The organism is Elizabethkingia bruuniana, assembly GCF_002024805.1.
Classification (GTDB): Bacteria; Bacteroidota; Bacteroidia; order Flavobacteriales; family Weeksellaceae; genus Elizabethkingia; species Elizabethkingia bruuniana.
Window position 1 is genome coordinate 1,740,501 of sequence record NZ_CP014337.1, and the last position, 18,258, is coordinate 1,758,758.

The 18,258-nt window shown below is 34.7% G+C and carries 19 protein-coding genes; 4 read left to right on the forward strand and 15 right to left on the reverse strand.

The features are described from left to right. Positions 1-28: 28 nt before the first annotated feature. Positions 29-634 carry a bifunctional nicotinamidase/pyrazinamidase gene (pncA, locus tag AYC65_RS08180; protein WP_034867298.1) on the forward strand — a complete coding sequence of 202 codons (606 nt, stop codon included), beginning with the start codon at positions 29-31 and terminating at the stop codon, positions 632-634. A 107-nt stretch (positions 635-741) separates the two neighbouring features. Next, on the forward strand, positions 742-1,299 hold the full coding sequence (locus AYC65_RS08185) for a hypothetical protein (protein WP_034867299.1): 558 nt from the start codon (positions 742-744) through the stop codon (positions 1,297-1,299). Between the two features lie 97 nt (positions 1,300-1,396). Here the strand turns inward: AYC65_RS08185 and AYC65_RS08190 are convergent, their stop codons facing one another. From AYC65_RS08190 to AYC65_RS08205, 4 genes are all read right to left on the reverse strand, one after another. After that, the gene (locus AYC65_RS08190; RefSeq protein WP_034867301.1) at positions 1,397-2,638 is read right to left on the reverse strand and encodes a DUF3472 domain-containing protein; all 1,242 of its coding nucleotides are present in this window, start codon (positions 2,636-2,638) and stop codon (positions 1,397-1,399) included. A 117-nt stretch (positions 2,639-2,755) separates the two neighbouring features. Then, positions 2,756-3,742, reverse strand: coding sequence for a pseudouridine synthase (locus tag AYC65_RS08195; RefSeq protein ID WP_034867303.1), 987 nt, complete (start codon positions 3,740-3,742; stop codon positions 2,756-2,758). A 42-nt stretch (positions 3,743-3,784) separates the two neighbouring features. After that, positions 3,785-4,681 (reverse strand): UbiA family prenyltransferase, encoded by an 897-nt coding sequence (locus tag AYC65_RS08200; protein ID WP_052114612.1) that lies wholly within the window; start codon positions 4,679-4,681, stop codon positions 3,785-3,787. Between the two features lie 27 nt (positions 4,682-4,708). Further along, positions 4,709-5,641: a mevalonate kinase family protein gene (locus tag AYC65_RS08205; RefSeq protein ID WP_034867305.1), complete on the reverse strand. Its 933-nt coding sequence runs from the start codon at positions 5,639-5,641 to the stop codon at positions 4,709-4,711. Between the two features lie 324 nt (positions 5,642-5,965). Here AYC65_RS08205 and AYC65_RS08210 point away from each other — a divergent pair, with 324 nt between their 5' ends. Together AYC65_RS08210 and AYC65_RS08215 are read left to right on the forward strand one after the other, a co-directional pair. Beyond that, complete coding sequence (locus tag AYC65_RS08210; RefSeq protein WP_034867307.1) at positions 5,966-6,877, forward strand: hypothetical protein; 912 nt, start codon at positions 5,966-5,968, stop codon at positions 6,875-6,877. Continuing rightward, on the forward strand, positions 6,864-7,499 hold the full coding sequence (locus AYC65_RS08215; RefSeq protein WP_034867309.1) for an ATP-binding cassette domain-containing protein: 636 nt from the start codon (positions 6,864-6,866) through the stop codon (positions 7,497-7,499). The genes AYC65_RS08210 and AYC65_RS08215 overlap by 14 nt, the downstream gene beginning before the upstream one ends. Before the next feature lie 8 nt (positions 7,500-7,507). Here the strand turns inward: AYC65_RS08215 and rsgA are convergent, their stop codons facing one another. The 11 genes from rsgA to AYC65_RS08270 all read right to left on the reverse strand — a co-directional run bounded on the left by rsgA (position 7,508) and on the right by AYC65_RS08270 (position 18,258). Beyond that, complete coding sequence (gene rsgA, locus AYC65_RS08220) at positions 7,508-8,431, reverse strand: ribosome small subunit-dependent GTPase A (RefSeq protein ID WP_034867311.1); 924 nt, start codon at positions 8,429-8,431, stop codon at positions 7,508-7,510. Positions 8,432-8,440: 9 nt separating this feature from the next. Continuing rightward, positions 8,441-9,520, reverse strand: a complete 1,080-nt coding sequence (locus tag AYC65_RS08225) for a chorismate mutase (RefSeq protein WP_034867312.1) — start codon at positions 9,518-9,520, stop codon at positions 8,441-8,443. 15 nt (positions 9,521-9,535) lie between these two features. Further along, positions 9,536-9,871 (reverse strand): hypothetical protein, encoded by a 336-nt coding sequence (locus AYC65_RS08230; RefSeq protein ID WP_034867313.1) that lies wholly within the window; start codon positions 9,869-9,871, stop codon positions 9,536-9,538. A 257-nt stretch (positions 9,872-10,128) separates the two neighbouring features. Next, on the reverse strand, positions 10,129-11,217 hold the full coding sequence (dnaX, locus tag AYC65_RS08235) for a DNA polymerase III subunit gamma/tau (protein ID WP_034867315.1): 1,089 nt from the start codon (positions 11,215-11,217) through the stop codon (positions 10,129-10,131). A 153-nt stretch (positions 11,218-11,370) separates the two neighbouring features. Continuing rightward, on the reverse strand, positions 11,371-11,982 hold the full coding sequence (locus tag AYC65_RS08240; RefSeq protein WP_009084574.1) for an inorganic pyrophosphatase: 612 nt from the start codon (positions 11,980-11,982) through the stop codon (positions 11,371-11,373). Between the two features lie 156 nt (positions 11,983-12,138). Then, the gene (locus AYC65_RS08245) at positions 12,139-13,881 is read right to left on the reverse strand and encodes an amidohydrolase family protein (protein ID WP_034867317.1); all 1,743 of its coding nucleotides are present in this window, start codon (positions 13,879-13,881) and stop codon (positions 12,139-12,141) included. A 90-nt stretch (positions 13,882-13,971) separates the two neighbouring features. Continuing rightward, complete coding sequence (radC, locus tag AYC65_RS08250; RefSeq protein ID WP_034867319.1) at positions 13,972-14,649, reverse strand: RadC family protein; 678 nt, start codon at positions 14,647-14,649, stop codon at positions 13,972-13,974. A gap of 113 nt (positions 14,650-14,762) precedes the next feature. Beyond that, positions 14,763-16,190, reverse strand: coding sequence for a S41 family peptidase (locus tag AYC65_RS21055; protein WP_234300267.1), 1,428 nt, complete (start codon positions 16,188-16,190; stop codon positions 14,763-14,765). A 69-nt stretch (positions 16,191-16,259) separates the two neighbouring features. Further along, positions 16,260-17,099 carry a helix-turn-helix domain-containing protein gene (locus AYC65_RS08260; RefSeq protein WP_034867321.1) on the reverse strand — a complete coding sequence of 280 codons (840 nt, stop codon included), beginning with the start codon at positions 17,097-17,099 and terminating at the stop codon, positions 16,260-16,262. 33 nt (positions 17,100-17,132) lie between these two features. Beyond that, positions 17,133-17,660: a DoxX family protein gene (locus tag AYC65_RS08265; RefSeq protein WP_034867323.1), complete on the reverse strand. Its 528-nt coding sequence runs from the start codon at positions 17,658-17,660 to the stop codon at positions 17,133-17,135. Positions 17,661-17,664: 4 nt separating this feature from the next. After that, a complete protein-coding gene (locus AYC65_RS08270; RefSeq protein ID WP_034867325.1) occupies positions 17,665-18,258 on the reverse strand; it encodes a murein L,D-transpeptidase catalytic domain-containing protein in 594 nt (197 codons plus the stop codon).

Genomic DNA, 18,258 nt, shown 5'->3' on the forward strand with positions numbered 1-18,258 from the left:
CCATAAATTTGTTAATTAAATCGTCAAAATGAAAAAAGCATTAATTATAGTAGATGTACAAAATGATTTCTGTGAAGGAGGCTCTTTAGCTGTACCAGGAGCAAGCGAAATTATTCCGTACATCAATGGCCTTATGGACAGCGATCAGTACGATCAAATTATATTAACACAAGATTTTCATCCAGCCAATCATAAAAGCTTTGCTTCTAATAATAGCAGAAATGTAGGTGAAACAATTATATTGAATGGTATTCCTCAGTTTATGTGGCCCGATCACTGTGTACAGGGAACACCTGGTGTAGAGTTTCATCCTGCATTAAATCGTGACAAAGCAACACATATTATTCAGAAAGGTAAAAACCCTGAAATTGATAGTTATAGTGCATTCCAGGACAACAATCACTTTATGAAAACAGGCCTTACTGATTTTCTAAAATATCATGATATTGAATTGGTAGAAATAGCAGGACTTGCATTAGATTACTGTGTAAGAGCCACTTGCCTGGATGCCGTAAAAGAAGGATTTATAACCTGTCTTCACTTCAATGGTACTCGTGCAGTAAATGTAAAGCCAGACAGCGGAAAAGATACGATCTATGAGCTAATCGAAAATAAAGTAAGTGTTTTGGCATAACTAAAGCCATCTAAAGATTAGAAAAATCTAATAATAAAGGCAGTTTCTTTTAAAATGGAAGCTGCCTTTTTTATATACCTTTGCCAGGTTTAATCAATATAAAAACTATGAAGAAACTTTTATTATTTATACCTCTGATTTCTGCATCCTTATTACAAGCACAAAAAATTGAAATTTCGGCAGCATACGGAACACCTTCTATCTTTGGGGTTAGCAGCTCGCTTTATGATTTTGTAGGAAATGCTATTACGGGGAATTTAGAAGAAACATCTAACAGCAATGGTGTTCTAAGCCTTAATGTTATGATGTACAATCGTGATATGAAATGGCGCTATGGCCTGGAATTCAACATGGAATCTTTCGATGAAAAAGGAACTGGTTTTACTAGTCAGTCTCTTGTTTCGGTTCTGCCAAGAGTCGATTATTTTTGGTCAGGGGCTGATAGAAAATTAAGGCTCTATTCCGGAGTGTCTGCAGGAGTTTTATTTAAAAATGCTAAATATATTGACAAAACTTCTAAAGCTGAAGAGAAAGATAATCTTACAACTTTTGGTTTCAACATCATGCCTATAGGCCTTAGATACGGAAAAGATTTTGGTGTTTTCATAGAACCTAATATTGGAACAAGAGGTTTTGTAAATGCTGGTGTCTCCTATATTTTCTAAAAAGTATTGGTATCTTATCTCTTTTAAAATACAAACATCACAGGTTTCAGAAACCTGTGATGTTTTTTTATTGGGTTTTACACATCATTTTGATAATCTAATTTACCGTTATAGGAATTTCCACAGGTGCTGTGTCATTATTAAAAATATCTGTCAGCGTAAGCTTTACAGTATAATTACCTTTTGCCAAAGTTGTAGTGATAGTTTCTGTACGCTGTTCAGGTTTTATTTTCTGAACAGTCTGTACAACTGCCCCGCTACTGTTTAGCACCTGTATATTATAAGATAATTGTGGTGCTTTGGTATCATTAATAGCCCATGAGACTGTAACTTTATTACTTCCATACTGTGCTGTTGCAGAAGTTCTTTCCAGATTCTGGATTACCGGAGCTGCTCCCTGATTAGTCTGAGTCGGCAATTGTAAGGTTCTTCCTGTTCCAAATGCAGTATCAGGTACTGTAGTACCGCCATGAACCATAAAGTATGCATCTTCACCTGCATCATATCCCGAATTGAATGCACGGTCGAAATATCCATTTCTTCCCTGATCCCCGCTATTGGCACTAAAGTTTCTGCTTGTTGACTTTTGCCATGCGTTGCTGGCATCTAAGCTCCACGCATCTTTAAGGTAAGCCTTACGCACATATCTGCCATCATATTTTGGATTATCTCCTACCCAGTTTTCAAGAAATGTATCGATATAAGTTCCCAGATTTCCTGTCGATGCATCTCTGTAAATAGTTGAAGTAAGGAACCATTTTCCGGTTGCCAAATCCTGTATAAAATTGGCAATATAGATTTTCCCATTCTCTTTCCAAGAACGTAGTACTACATTATACCAGTTGTTTAGTTTCCATTGATATGGATTAATTGTTTTCTGCCCATCTCCTTCTCCACCAAATCTGCTGGCTACAGTTTTGGATCCAAGGTAACTATATCCTGCATAACTGCCACCGGCAGTATTTTTATCCCATAAAGAAGCAATCAGAATATTAGGCGTTCCAAAGCTTTTGTCTGGTGTTTGTTGTAATCCTGCATAACCACCATTATAATTAATTACCGAGAAATATTCAGTTAGAGCCGATCTGGTAATCTTAACCTTATTCATTTGCAAAACAGCATCTGCGGGAAAGTAATAAGTTAAATGTTGGGAAGGAGCGGCATTGCTCCCTGTAAGTTGAATGTTTGGCAGATCTTGTTCAGTAAGATTGGTGACAATACCTTTTGCTGAATTTTCTGCGTTGGTATTCTGAAGTGAATTTTCTGACGGCGAATCTCTGTTGCATGAAGCCAGAAGCATAATCACCGCAAGGGATGATAATGAAATTGATTTTTTCATAATAAATTAGTTTTTAAAATTATACGATTTGGTAATCAGATAAAGTTAAAAATAAAATATCAGAAAATTGATAATACAAAAAAAAAGAGTTTCATAAAGAAACTCTTATATTATTGATTAAAGCATTTTTAGATTATTAACCTCCTGTTCTGTAAGGATTCTCCAATGCCCTCTTTTTACATTCTTCTTGGTAAGACCTGCAAACATTACTCTGTCCAAGCTTTCAACTTCGTAGCCCAATCTTTGGAAGATACGACGTACAACCCTGTTCCATCCGATGTGGATTTCTATACCAACTTCTGTTTTAGGTTTTCCTTCAATAAAAGAAATATTATCTACCTCTGCAACACCTTCCTCAAGACGAATACCTTCACGAATTGCCTGAAGATCTTCAATAGAAAGTTTTCTGTCCAATACAACATGATATATCTTCTTCATCCCGAATGATGGGTGCGTAAGTTTTTTAGTCATGTGTCCGTCATTGGTTAACAAGATAACACCAGTCGTTTGTCTGTCCAAACGCCCCACAGGGAATAGTCTGTATGGAGATGCATTCGCTACCAGATCCATTACTGTCTTACGTGCTTTCTCATCTTTCGTTGTAGAAAGATAACCTTTTGGCTTATTTAGTAATACATATACTGGTTTTTCCGGAGTAATACCCTGTCCGTCGAAAACAACTCTGTCTGTTTTCTGAACCTGGTAACCCATTTCAGTAACTACTTTACCATTTACTTCTACCAAACCTTGTGTAATAAGATCATCTGCTTCACGACGGCTGCAAATTCCTGAATTTGCAATATATTTATTAAGACGTATGGTTTCTTTTTCAGGCTTATTGGCTAGCTTATCAAACTTTCTCTTCAGGATATAACCTTTGATTTTCTCATCATGCTCAGCTTTCCTGTCAAAAGGTCTTTTGAATGATTTAGGTCCGCCAAATTTGCGATCACCTTTTTCGTATTTATCTCTGGAATCGAAAGTTTTACCACCACCTCTCTTTGAGTCGGATGCAGAGCGGGAAGTTTTGTCAAAAGAAGTTTTTCTCTCTCCTGGTTTTCCGTTTTTCTGTCTGTCTGAAAAATTTTTACGTTCTCTGCTCATTTCTATATTCTATATTTTCGGCAAAGTTACGAAAAATAAAAGCTAGTAGTGAAGATAGGTAAGAATTCCGTCAGATAACATGCATAAAATTCCAATAAACACCCACAGACGTAATAGATTTAGAGCTGAGAAACTATGAAATTTGGTCCTGTTGAGTAATAAATACACAACAATTACCTGAATAAACATACCCACACAGAAATAGTAAGACATCAGATAATGTACAGCATTTCCTTTTATAATAAGTGCAGAGACAACAATATTAAGAATAAGCAATATAATAGCAACAATTTTAGCTGTTTTTATACCAAACTTATTAGCGATCGTATCATATCCAAAAATACGGTCGGCATTACTGGTTAGAAGGTCTTTGACAATATCTATAGTAAGCAGTATCAGAAACAGAAATACCGACATCATCATCAGATGTGGCGAATATGTCTGGTAATAGATTAGCATACCAAAGAAAGGGTAAAGACTAAGTCCTACAAATGTGAGATTATTTACAACCAGAATTTTGCTTAGTTTATGACTGTAGAACCACATCAGGAACTGATAGATTAGAAAGAAAACAAATACCCTTTCGGAAATAAATGCTGCAATGCCTAAAGAGAGTATATTAAGTGTAAGATAAACATACAAATAATACTTCTGTCCCAGAAAGCTTTGAAATTTACTACGGAAAGGTTTGGTTATTTTATCTTTTTCGCGGTCATAAAACTGGTTGATAATGCCGCCAGCCATTATACTGAGGAAACTACAAAATATAATTCCGTGTACTTTATAATCGAAAACAAAGCTCTTAAGGCTTTCTTCCTGATTAAATAAAAAGAATGTTGAAACGTATAATGCGAAAATCAGCAGAAATGTGACAAAAGCTCTTGCTCCCAGCAAAAATCCTATAAATACAGATAATCTGGAGAGCAAACGATTCTTCACACTTGTTGAAATTTTAAAATTTAATTATTAGAAACGATAGATAACTTCCTTTTGGAAACCTTCTAACATCTTGTCGGCTTTATCGTAATCCTTGGTAAAACCAAGAATATAACCACCTCCTCCGCTACCGCAAAGTTTCAGATAGTATGCATTGGTATCCAGACCTCTCTTCCATGCATTGAAAATATTTTCCGGAATCATTGGTCTGAAATGCTCATATGCCCAATGTGAGAGTTTTTTAAGGTTTCTGAAGAAAGGGTTCATATCTTTTTTTAGAAACGCATCAATGCAGGCATTATTGTATCGGATAAATTCGTCTTTTAATGTTTTGCGGAAACCTTCATTCTTCAGTTTCTCGAAGAAAATCTGAATCATTGGTCCGGTTTCCCCTATCTGCCCGGAATCTATTAAGAAAACAGCTCCTTTACCATGCTCACCCTCGGGTAAAGCAACTCTGTCCAGGTTTTCTTTGTTTTCAATAAGGATTGGCAGATTCATATAGCAGATTAACGGATCCATACCGGAACTTTTACCATGGAAGTAACTTTCCATTTCTCCGAAAACAGCTTTAAGGTGTTTCAGATTATCTTTCGATATATTTTCCGGATTATGTTTGTTAACTGAATAGCGTTCGAATATAGCAGCTACTAAAGCTCCTGAGCTTCCTACTCCATAGCCTTGCGGAATATTAGAGTCGAAGAAAAGACCATTAGAAATATCCTTTTTAAAGCTTTCGATATCCAGTCTGAAATCATCAGAAAGATTCAGGTCTGAAAGAAAGTCTGAATATTTTTGCAAATGTTTGTTGGAGTTTATCTCGAATTCAGAATCGGAGTCAGCTTCTGAAAACTTTAAAGTTCCTTTATAGAAACTATAAGGTACAACGAGCCCCTGAGAATCTTCAATCATTCCGTATTCTCCGAACAAAATTATTTTTGCATAAAATAAAGGATTCGCCATGTGTCTTTTATATGCTACAAAATTACAAAATTTCTATTTTCCGAATGTTATTTTTATTAAAAATATATTCTATAACATTACAAAGGATCTATAAATTCGGGTAACATTAAGCAAATTTCCGGCCAGAAAATCTTATACAGCTTCCCAATATAGGATTCCTCTCTAATTTCAATTCATATTAAATCCTATAAATTATCATATAGAGTGAGCAATGGGCTATAAATTATAAAGTTTATTAAAATTATTCAATGGAAAGTGATTTTTTATAAATTTGGGATGTAGTAATATTGTTAATACAGCCTATCCATCCAATAACCATAGAATTTGAAAGCAATTTTCCATCATTTTATTTTCAGAATTAGTCAGTGCTTTCGAATTTTCAGCTTTCAGGGTAAGACTGCTTTACCTTTTTTAATTATTGCAGGAGTTTTAATCGCGCTTAAACTTCCTGACAACCGCTTATATCCTCTACTCTTCTTTTTGATAGCCCTGTCATTTCATTTTAGAAGAAAAGATATTCCTTTTCTAAAAAAAGCTTTTATAAAGAACTGGCGCATTATTATCTTCCTTGAATCTACATTCATCTATTTGTTTTTACTTCTTGGAAACATATACCATAAGTACGATATAATAGGCTTTGCAGGATTACTTCTGATTACAAGCTTTTCATTTTTTTATCCTAAGACAAAAATTAGTGTTACTTCTAAATGGGATTTTATTCCTAATGAACTTTTTGAATGGAAATGTTTACTGAGAAAAAATACAGTTGCAGCTATTATCATCTATCTGGTTGTTATAGCGTCTGCCTATCATATTTCCACATTAATTTTCTGCGGGTTATTCGTTCTGGACTTGTTTCCGAGGCTGTACTCTGATAATGAAAATAAAGAAATGCTGGAAATGTATTTCAGAAAATATACTCTGGAAGATAAGATCCGTAAGAATATGAAATTATTCAATCTCGTATTCTTGCCTGTCTATATAGTTTTTTTAATTCTGAATAGAGAAAATAGCCTGCTGTTACTATACTATATTCTGTTTATGAATTTGTTTCTTATACTGGCATTAACCAGAAAGTATAAAGTCTATCACTATAAAGTGAGGAGTAATTATTTTGATATGGGAATATATTTATCCTATTTTATCTATACTATAACTATTATCCCTGCCGTTGTAATTATTGTCGATAACATTAAATCTGCAAAAGAAAATATCAGCCAATATGTTGGAAATTAAAAATCTGAATGTAAGCTTTAAAGCTCAGAATGTTCTTAATAACCTTAATCTGAATATAGAGGAAGGTATTGTTATCGGTATTCTCGGAAAGAATGGAGCCGGAAAAACAACCTTGTTCGAATCCCTGTATCAAAATGTGAAATACAGTGGAACTATTAAATGGCACAACGAATCTCTAAAAAGAGAAAATATATCTTACTTAGAAACCGAAAACTATTTCTATCCGTACATTACCGGAAAAGAATACCTTGGTTATTTTTCGAAAGATAAAGAATCGAAATACAACTTGCTAACCGAAAATTTCGGACTTCCATTAGAAAAATTTGCTCAGGACTATTCCAGTGGAATGAAAAAGAAGCTAGCCCTTATAGGGATGTTATTATTGGACAAACCTGTTAATATTCTGGACGAACCATTTAATGGTGTCGACTTTGAAGGTGTACATGTTTTATACGACATTATCCGGGATCTAAAATCTGAAAACAAAGCTGTTCTGATAAGTTCTCATATCATAGAAACCTTATTTCATACCTGTGACAAAATCGCCATACTACAAAACGGGAGTATTGACAGGGTTATTGACAAAGCTGATTATCACCAGCTACACAACTTCAAATTCTGAGAAAAGAATTATTGGTTCTGCTCTTCTGCTTCCTCCATTAATTTAATGTAAGTAGCATAACGGGATTCCAGAATTTCTTCATGCTCCAATGCATTCAAAACAGCGCATTTTGGTTCGTTTATATGCAGGCAATTATTGAATTTGCAATTCTCGGAAATACTAAAAATCTCCGGAAAATAATGCTGGATTTCTTCTTTTTCAACATCAATCATCGCAAATTCACGAACTCCGGGAGTATCAATTACCTGACCGCCAAAAGGCCAGAAATGCATTTGTGCAAATGTCGTAGTGTGCTTACCCTTCAGGTGAATATCTGATATATCTCCTGTCTTTAGATTTACTTCAGGATTTAAAGCATTTACTAAAGTAGATTTCCCACTTCCTGAGTGTCCGAAAAATACAGAAGTTTTATCTTTTAGAATCTCTCTGAGACCTTCCATATTCAGTTCGGATACAGAGGAAACAAAAAGAGAATCATAACCTATAGATTGGTATACAGTAGCAATGTCTTCAGCATATTCCAGTTCTTCCTGGTCCAGCAAATCGGCTTTATTGAAAAGGATTAAAGGCTTTATATCATAAGCCTCGCAACATACCAGAAAACGGTCTAAAAAACCTAAGGAAGTTTCCGGCATTTTCAGTGTGAAAAGAATGCAGCCAATATCAATATTGGAAGCTATAATGTGAGCTTCTTTGGACAGGTTTACAGCCTTACGGATCAGATAGTTCTTTCGCGGTTCTATCTTTGTAATCCATGCAATATCATCCTGTTCTAGCGAGAACTCAACAAAATCCCCGACTGCCAAAGGATTGGTCAGTCGGGTTTTTATTAATTTAAATTTGCCTCTGATTCGGGCTTCATAAATTTTTCCGGATTCTTGATCTAAAACCTGATACCAGCTTCCGGTAGATTTTATGATAATACCCCTCATAAGCAATAATTATTTGTTAATCATAATGTTATTCTGAACATCAATAGATTCTTCGTGAATAGCATTGAATACTTTCTCGATAAATTCTCTTGACATTCCGGTTTCATCAGCTTTTTGTGCTGCATATTCAGCAATAACTTTCCATCTGTCCGGTTGGAAGATCGCAATGTTATTTTCTTTTTTCAATGTACCGATTTTCTCAGACACCTTCATTCTTTGATTAAGAAGGCTGATAAGCTGGAAGTCGATATCGCTGATTAATGTTCTGTGTTTACCCATTTCATCTTCGTATCCTGAGATATCCTGATTTCTTGTTTTCAGATTAGACAGTAGCTCAGCTAAAACTTCCGGAGTAATTTGTTGTGCAGCATCACTCCATGCTTCATCCGGATTCGGGTGAGTTTCGATCATAAGACCTTCATAGCCACAGTTTAGAGCTTCCTGAGAGATAGCAGCTAAACCTGTTCTGTTTCCACAAATGTGAGAAGGGTCTACAATCATTGGAATATTTGGAAATTGCTTTTTGAAATCAAGTGCAATTGTCCAGTTTGGAACGTTACGGTATTTAGTTTTCTGGTAATTAGAGAAACCTCTGTGGATTACACCAAGGTTTTTAACATCTTGTCCTAATAATCTCTCCATAGCCCCGATCCATAATGCAAGATCCGGGTTAACCGGGTTTTTAACAAGTACAGGCTTGTTGGTACCTCTTAGTGCCTGTGCGATTTCCTGAACTGTAAAAGGATTTACAGTAGAACGTGCTCCGATCCATAAGATATCTACATCAGCTTCTAATGCTGCAAATACGTGATTTGCATTCGCTACCTCAGTTGCTGTTTTAAAACCGTACTCTTCTTTAACTTTTTTTAGCCAGTTAAGACCAATAACCCCTACTCCTTCAAAACCATTTGGCTTAGTACGAGGTTTCCAGATTCCTGCACGAAATACAGAAACATTGGCGTTGCTCTCTTTAATTCTTCTGGCTGCTTCCAGCATTTGTGACTCGCTTTCCGCGCTACATGGTCCCGCAACTACTAGCGGTGATCCTAGTTCTGATATCCAATCAGACTTTACTTCGTTTAGATTCATATTTAATTTGAGAATTTAGGAAAAATCAAACTTCATTAAATCGTCCAGCTCCTTAAGAATTGGATTCTTTTCTGCAAATTTATCAAATAATTTTCGTTTGGTAATGATTTCTTTTTGCAAAGTTTCATCCTCCACGTATTTACTTTTAATATGAAAATTATTGACTTTACGCTGAAATACAGATAAAAAATCTTTTCTTACGGTCTCAAACTCGGATTTAGCAGCTTCAGAAGGTACTTTTATAAGAATTTTATTTTCATCCTTCTTCTGTAATTTACAGACTTTTATGGCTGAAAACTTCACCGGATCATCATCTTGAAGATTATCTAGAAATTGCTTCCATTCATGCAATAAATCTACTTCAGAAAAATGATTTGCAGGTAAATTATCTTTTACTTCTACCTTTTCCGTCTTTACTTCCTCTTTTTTATTCAGCCATCCGGTAATACTAAAAGAAGAAATATCTTCTAATGGTTTTACTTCTTTTGGCTTATTTGGATTATCTAATAAAGATGGATTAGCCGTTATTTCCGTAGAAACCGGTTTCTGATTCTGGGTAACCTGAGTTTGTTCCTGATTCGCTTTAGCGCCTGCTTTTAAAAGCGGCGCTAAGATTCTAAACTTTTTTTTTTCGTGGCATCACTTACGGAAAGTGAAGCTAATTGCATAAGAGCGATTTCAACAGTGAGACGTTGATTTTTAGAATTCTTATAGTTAATATCTGCCTGATTGCAGATTTCCAAAGCATCGATAAGTTCCTGTGCGGTCCATTTCTGGCTTTGCTCTACATATTTAGCTTTTGTTTTCTCTCCTACTTCTATAAGATTAATTGTATTAGGGTTCTGCGCCATCATCAGATCACGGAAGTGGCTTCCCAGTCCTCCGATAAAAATATGTGGATCAAATCCTTTATTTACAATCTCATTAAGTTTGGAAAGAATTCCCGGAATATCATTAGATTTTGCAAAATCTGCAATTTGCAGATAGTAATCGTAATCTAATATATTCAGTGTTTCTGCCGCCTTGGCAAGTGTTATATTCCTTTGTGTAAAAGTTGTAAGGCGGTCGAAAATGGAAAGAGCATCACGTAAAGCGCCATCTGCCTTTTGGGCTACCAGAAACAGAGCATCGTCTTCATACTGAATATCTTCTTTCTCTGCTATCTTGCGTAGATGATTCTGGATATCTTCTATCTGAATTCTTTTAAAATCATAAATCTGACATCTTGATAAAATCGTCGGAATTATCTTATGCTTTTCGGTAGTTGCCAAGATAAAAATAGCATGCGCAGGCGGTTCTTCCAATGTTTTAAGAAAAGCATTGAATGCTGCAGTGGACAGCATGTGCACCTCGTCGATAATATATACTTTATATTTTCCAACCTGAGGGGCAAAACGAACCTGATCGATCAGTTCCCGGATATCGTCAACAGAATTATTTGATGCTGCATCTAATTCGTAAATATTAAATGCAAATCCTGTATCATCCGAAGCTCCTGATTTTTCATTAATTTTTCTGGCAAGAATACGTGCGCATGTAGTTTTACCTACACCACGCGGCCCGCAGAAAAGAAGTGCCTGTGCTAACTGATTGTTATCTATAGCATGCTCCAGAGTATCTGTAATGTGGGATTGCCCAACAACGGTATCAAATTCTAGTGGGCGATATTTACGTGCAGATACTATAAAGTTTTCCATACCTCAAAAATAAAAAAAAGCTAGACGAAATCAAAAGTTTTTCAGGATTCTTTGATTCTAATTTTTCCTTTGTTAATATTATTTTATACTGTTAAACAAAAAAAGCGCCTCTAAGTAAATAGAAGCGCTTTTATCTTTTTTATTATCTTAAGATTATTCTCCGTAATGTTGGTTATAATCTTTAATAGATGCTTCTATAACTTTTTTTGCGTGCTCAGCCCCATATACGTCATCGATTCTTACTACAGCTGGTTCAGTTGGTAAGTTTTTATACGAAAGGAAATAATGCTTCAAACGGTTCACTTCAGCTACCGGAAGATCGGAGATATCTCTCATGTGACCATAAACCTGGTCATCTACTAATACAGCGATGATTTTGTCATCAGCCTCTCCTTTATCAATCATTTTAAAGCCTCCGATTGGAATAGCTTCTAAAATCATACCTCCGCCATTGATGTTGTGGCTGCTAAGAACACAAATATCCAATGGATCGTGATCTCCTTCTTTAACGTCTACAGAACCATTCGCAACAGCCAAATCCTTTACAGCATCCTCACAGTAAGTCTGTGGAACGAAACCATATAAAGCAGGAATGATATTAGAAAACTTCTGTGGTCTGTCTACTTTCAGGTAACCAGTTTCTTTATCTACTTCATATTTAATAGTATCAGAAGGTACGATCTCTACGAAAACATTTACAATTTCCGGAGCTTTCTCTCCAACACTGATACCATGCCAAGGATGGGCTTTGAATTTAGGGTTCATATAATTGTTTATATTTTAAGTTTTACAATTGCTCCGTAATATGAAATTAACAATTTCGAATACGAAAACAGGGTGCAAAATTACAAATTATTTGAAATAAATGGTTTTAAATTTTCAATTTTTAAATTAATTTTATTTTCAGTTACTTTTAAAAGCCTACCTGATAAAGTATACCTTTAAGATTTTGTGATTTTTTATCTCATAAACTGCAGTAGCCTCAACTTTCGTATTACTTATCATTCCTGATACACTTTCTCTGTCTATCACAATATTTCCCTGGATAATTCTTCCTTTTAGTTCACAATGCAGGTTTGGCATCTTAGCAAACATCTGAGTATAAGATTTTCTCATCTCATCTTTTCCTTTACTTATCAAAGTATTTGGAAAAGTATAAATCTCAACATCATCAGAATATGGCTCCAGAAAAGCTTCGATATTTCTGGCGTTATATGCATTGAGCTGTTGCTGTACAAGCAATTCAGGGGTTATTGGAATTAAGCTTTCAGGATCTAATACATTGCCATTCTTGAAAATCTTATTTACGGTAGTAAGATTTTCAAGAGATTTAGTCGGATCCGCATTCAACAGAATCATATCTGCAATTTTACCTTTTGCAATATTCCCGGATACCATTTCTTTATCTAATATTTTAACTGGATTGATAATCGCAGATTGCAATACCTGCCAAATCGATAACCCACTTTCCTGCATTGCTTTCAGTTCATTTTGAAAAGATGACGCATGCTGTGTTCCGATATTTCCGGCATCTGTTCCGGCAGCAATCGTAACTCCTCCATCAGCTAACTTTTTCAGATTAACTTTACGGATCGAATCAGTACGAGATATGCGAGCCTTCATCTGTGGCTGATCAAACCTTTGCTTAAGTACAGGAATTACTGCATTTGACAAATGCTTTATATCATATATTGAGCCGATTGCCACAGGATCTGAGCTTTTTAGGTCATATGTATCATAATCAATCTTCTGCCCAAACGTATTATAATAATTGTCCATAACTGTGAGCGTAGGTGATAAAATAACTTTTCCTGACTTCAATATCTGAACAAAACTATCGGAAACAACTTCATCCTCTATATTGTGAACCAGAAAATCACAACCATTTTGTACAGCTATTTGTGCTGCAATTCTTTCTGTAGCGTGTACAGCAACTTTTAATTTGTTCTTATGAGCTTCCTGAATAACTTCTTTAATCAACGGCTCGTATTTTCTGGCTGCTGCTTCAACTCCTTCTTTTCCCAAAGAAACAATGTACCATATTTTAATAAAATCCGGACGATACGGTAATTGCTCATTGATTGCTTTTTTGGCGTCTTCAATTGTTGACACCAATCTGAAAGGCTCATCATTTTTAAGCCCCATAAATACCTGAGGCTCGTATGTAGTAAGCAAAGGTCCTGTCATATAAACTGATGGCAATAATCTGTTTCCGGAAAGTGAATCTCTTAATTTCAAAAAATTATAAGTTGCCCCTACATCTATAACACTTGTTATACCGGCCATTAAGTACCTCTTCAATAGAGCTTCCATATTTTGGTGCCCCATCTCTATCTCTTTATTATAAGGAACATACTTCCTAAGGTCTAAAGCATCTGGTCTTGTATAAAGCCCTCCACTTTGGAAGAAATGTACGTGAGCATCAGTCATACCGGGCATTAGGTATTTCCCTGTACCATCTATGATTATAGCATTAGAAGGAAATGTTTTTTTTCCGGCTTTTTGTACATCTGCAATAACTTCTTTATTAATAGCAACTGTTTGCGCTGGTATTAATTTCTTGTTGACAACATCAACAATTGTCACGTTCTTGATAAATGTCTGAGAATATAGGCTAACAGAACATAATCCTGCAGCAAAAAATATAGACAGAAGTTTTTTCATAATTCCTGATTTGGTGTAAAAACAAAGTTAATTGAAGTAACTCAATTTTCAGGAATCTTTTTCTATGCAGAAAAAATCATTAATTAATATTTAAAGAATACCCTCGTCGCTGAAACTAAAAAAAGAATCCTGGGAAATAATGAGGTGATCCAAAAGTTTTATATTCAAAAGCTCTCCCCCATTTTTAAGACTTTCCGTAATCTGTATATCCTGTCGACTTGGTTTTAAATTTCCGGATGGATGATTGTGTGCAACAACAATGGCTGTTGCAAGATGATCTAAAGCAATACTAAATAATATTCTGGCATCTACAATAGATTGGTCGATACCGCCGTGGGTAAGTTTTTCTTTATGGATAATCATGTTACTCTGGTTGAGAAACAGACACCAGAATTCTTCATGATGCAAATCCCCTAAATACGGGTGTAATATATTGAAAGCATCTTTGCTATTGCTGATTACAGGATTTTTAGAAACTTCCTGCAAGGCTTTTCTCCTTCCTATCTCCAAGGCAGTTGCAATAGTTATTGCTTTTACCTCTCCTATCCCTTTATACTTCATCAGGTCTTTAACGGTTAGCAAACTCAGCTGATGCCAATTGTTGTTTACAGATCGTAATATTCTTCTTCCAAGCTCTACTACGCTTTCCCCTATATTACCAGATCCTATAATAATAGCCAGTAAATCGGCATCCGAAAGTGCCTCTTTGCCTTTCAGTAAAAATTTTTCACGGGGCCGATCATCTTCAGCAAGGGATTTTATTTTCATACTTAAGATCCTGTTGCTGTTAAAGATAAGAAATAAAAATTACTTACTCAATACTTTAGTTAAAAATATACATTATAATAAATTAAATAATTAATAATATATAAAATATTATTCTAATGTTCCAAATAATCTACTGTATATTGTATCCAATCTTCAACATTTTTATCCAGATAAAGATCCGGCTGAAGTCCAATATTATCGACAGGATAATCTGGTAACCTTAAAGATCTGAAAGTTGGCAGTTGTAACTGATACTCCGGACAGCCAAAATCGAAAAAACGGGCTGCAGCATAATCTAATCCACCGGAAGACACTGTACCAATTATCTTCACTTTCTTACTTTGTCTGGTAGCCATTACAAAGTTTTCGGCAGCACTTCCTACCCTTTTATCTACTAAAACAGCTATATGTTCAGGACCTTTATTAGAAATATCAACCTTATTTATGGAAAAAGGCTTACCACTAAGATTAACAAATTTTCCCATATTATTTTTAAGAAGAGCAATATCCTTATTCAACATCTCAATTTCCTCTTTTTTATCCTCTCTGTTTTTCACAGATTCTATATATTTGGATAATCCGTCTATTAATGTCTTTGTCGATAAATATTCAACTCCCAAACTTCTGGTTGACCCGGTCATAATATAGGGTAACAATGTATAATAAGCAGTATCGGTTCCTCCTGAATTCCCTCTTAAATCAACAATAAGATTTTTACTATTCTCAAGTAATGAACGGTTCTTATTAATAAGATCTTCTATCATTTCAACATAGGGGTAATCAAAAGAAGGCAGTTTTATGATAGCTGTTTTATCTGTAAGCTGTTTTATACCAAAGCCGCGAAGCTCGCCCACTTTCATTTTCAATTGCTCTTCCGACAATTCGGCTTTCGGAGTCTCTTTTACAAAAAAAGCTCTCATTTCTCTGAAGTATATAATGCTATTGTTGTAAACATCATAATTCCCGGTTTTCAGACTTTTATCCAAAGCGTAATATTCATATTTGCCGTCAGGAAATAATCTGAATTTAACTTCTTTAGGTTTCCAAAACTTAGAGCTTGAGGCAGTAATAAATCCTGTATACTCAGTACTATTTTTCTTAGTGATTCCTATATCATAAATAAGACCTCCTGTCTCGACGAACTTACTTTTCCATATTCCTTCAAGACCTTTAGTTGTTGGCTTTATTGATTTCTGAAATTTAGAAATATCAATTTTTACAAAATCTGATCCGTTAATTTGTTGTTCTTTCTTACCAATTGAAGAGTTTATCCAAATATGTCCGTCTCTAAAAAAAGAAGTATATTTTCTTAGAATTTCTATGCAGTTTTCAGATGTAGTATTGTTTGCATTATCAAATAGTTGCTTTTTGAAACCATCATAGAGGACTTTATCTTTTGTTTTTTGCTCAAAGCCCGGATATTCATTCTCAATCTTGGTGATTAATTTATCCAGGGCGTCACTGCAGTGGCAATTATTTTGAGCATAAAAGAGGTTTGCAATAAGGAAAGCAGTAACTGCGAGAATAATTTTCAGTTTCATTTTGTATGGTTATTTCACACAACAAATAAAATTAAAACTATAGCTTTAAAATTGTAAAAATCGTGCAATTTAGCCTTCAGTATAAATCCAGGCTAATTCTTCCTGTTGAAGTTTAGTTTTCTTCTTCAACTGCCCCGGGGTTTCACCGGTAATGTCTTTAAAATCTTTTATAAAATGTGATTGATCTGCATAATTATAATTGTATGCAAGCTCAGAAAATTTATTACAATTGTAGTCAAGCAGTTTATCCAGTACATTTCTAAATCTCATGGTTCTTAAAAATGTTTTAGGACTTTGTCCTACCTGGTCTATGAATAAACGATACAAAGTAGATTCATTTACAAATAACTTTTTAGAGAGCTCTCTTATTCTAATCTCTTCATTGTTATTTATATGAAATAATGCTTCTTCCATCCGATTGGTTTTAGAAATATCACGTATACTCTTCAGCAACAAGCTCTCGAGCATATATTGTCTCGCGTAATTGTCTTCATTTTCAAACAGCTTTTCCAAAAAACAGGGATCACAATTTTGAAATAGCAATTCAAATACTTTATTACTACTCAACAGCTCATTATAAGAGACTTTTGTAAACTTACGGAGTGCTGCCGGATGGAAAATAATACAAATTTCATCAAGTTTAGCATTAATATCTACATGCAGGCTTGATTCGTGAAATCCGGAAAGAAAGCTTACATACGTTTCATCACCCTCTAATGTAGATATATACTTTGCATTACTCCTCTGCTCAACAATTACCTTATTCTTTTTGTAGATGGATAAGCAAAGATTTGTATTAGGGAAGGTTGTATAATTAACCATCTCTTTACCTTCAGATCTAAAGAAAATAAAATACTGTATAACATCTTCTAATTTAGGATGTATGGCTTTTAGGATGCTGGTCTTCATGATATTCTAGTTATTAAATCGCCGAATCTTTGATTATACATGAAGCAATGTCTTCATAAAGAAAAGCAGACCAGCTATAACAACAATACCTGCTAATATGCTAATTTTATCTCTTTTAGAATATTCTGTCTTATCCTGAATACCAGAGAACATATTTTTAACCATAGTAAGTACGCGCTGTTTATTTATATAAAGAATAATAAAAATAATAAGCTGAAGAAATATAGCAGTACCTAATGCTACTATCCCATAGAAATAATCCTGAAGGATAATATTAAAAAGGAGAATTGATAAAAGAATTGCTCCAAAGATTCTTGTCCTGTAAAACAATAAACAAGCAGCTCCTAATATTTCGAAAAAACCAATAATTAAAGGATAGGCTACTGTATAACCATAAAAAGCCCACATAATCTGGTGCCCGGACATTTCGGAAACTTTTCCGTTATAATGTTCTATAGTATCAAACTGAACATATTTCGAAGCACCATATGTTGCCATATAAAACGAAACAAATATTACAAGGCCCCATTCTGTAGCCTTAATCAGTATTTTTTTATTCATAGGCTTAGTCGTATATATACAAAACTATATTCTTTTCTGAAGAATCTATATATTTCTCTAAAGTACTAAAAAAAGCAGGTGATACCATCGGACATCCCAAACTAAGCACAATAGGATTGGTGGTTTCATTATCGGGAACTTTTGAATATTTATGCAGTACAATAGCACGGCTAAATGCATTACTGTTTGTATTGTCCAGACCAATAAGCCTGTATGCTTTGCCAAAATCTCCGTTATAGCTATTCTTTACAACATATTTCCCTATAGAAGAGCAGTATGAACCATCGGTATTACTAAACTTAAGCTTTCCGTTAATTTTTCCTTTTTCAGATCCGGAGCCATGTGCGACCATAGCTTTTTCCAGAATTTTTCCTGATTTTAAATCAATCACAAAAAATCTGTACTTATTGGAAGAGATAGAGAAATCAATGAAGAAAGCTAACTTTTCACTGTAGCCGTTTTCTGAAGCAAATTTTCTTATCTCTTCTGTTCTATCGTTCAGGTTATTGCTCCTGACTGTGGAATTACTAAAGCTGATATTCGATGCCAGCACGATAGCAAAAATGCCCAAAAGAGAAAGAAATATATATTTCTTCAT

Coding starts and splice junctions, on each gene's coding strand:
- pncA (WP_034867298.1), top strand. CDS start 29: ATGAAAAAAGCATTAATTATAGTAGATGTACAAAATGATTTCTGTGAA.
- AYC65_RS08185 (WP_034867299.1), top strand. CDS start 742: ATGAAGAAACTTTTATTATTTATACCTCTGATTTCTGCATCCTTATTA.
- AYC65_RS08190 (WP_034867301.1), bottom strand. CDS start 2,638: ATGAAAAAATCAATTTCATTATCATCCCTTGCGGTGATTATGCTTCTG.
- AYC65_RS08195 (WP_034867303.1), bottom strand. CDS start 3,742: ATGAGCAGAGAACGTAAAAATTTTTCAGACAGACAGAAAAACGGAAAA.
- AYC65_RS08205 (WP_034867305.1), bottom strand. CDS start 5,641: ATGGCGAATCCTTTATTTTATGCAAAAATAATTTTGTTCGGAGAATAC.
- AYC65_RS08215 (WP_034867309.1), top strand. CDS start 6,864: ATGTTGGAAATTAAAAATCTGAATGTAAGCTTTAAAGCTCAGAATGTT.
- rsgA (WP_034867311.1), bottom strand. CDS start 8,431: ATGAGGGGTATTATCATAAAATCTACCGGAAGCTGGTATCAGGTTTTA.
- AYC65_RS08225 (WP_034867312.1), bottom strand. CDS start 9,520: ATGAATCTAAACGAAGTAAAGTCTGATTGGATATCAGAACTAGGATCA.
- dnaX (WP_034867315.1), bottom strand. CDS start 11,217: ATGGAAAACTTTATAGTATCTGCACGTAAATATCGCCCACTAGAATTT.
- AYC65_RS08240 (WP_009084574.1), bottom strand. CDS start 11,982: ATGAACCCTAAATTCAAAGCCCATCCTTGGCATGGTATCAGTGTTGGA.
- AYC65_RS08245 (WP_034867317.1), bottom strand. CDS start 13,881: ATGAAAAAACTTCTGTCTATATTTTTTGCTGCAGGATTATGTTCTGTT.
- radC (WP_034867319.1), bottom strand. CDS start 14,649: ATGAAAATAAAATCCCTTGCTGAAGATGATCGGCCCCGTGAAAAATTT.
- AYC65_RS21055 (WP_234300267.1), bottom strand. CDS start 16,190: ATGAAACTGAAAATTATTCTCGCAGTTACTGCTTTCCTTATTGCAAAC.
- AYC65_RS08260 (WP_034867321.1), bottom strand. CDS start 17,099: ATGAAGACCAGCATCCTAAAAGCCATACATCCTAAATTAGAAGATGTT.
- AYC65_RS08265 (WP_034867323.1), bottom strand. CDS start 17,660: ATGAATAAAAAAATACTGATTAAGGCTACAGAATGGGGCCTTGTAATA.
- AYC65_RS08270 (WP_034867325.1), bottom strand. CDS start 18,258: ATGAAGAAATATATATTTCTTTCTCTTTTGGGCATTTTTGCTATCGTG.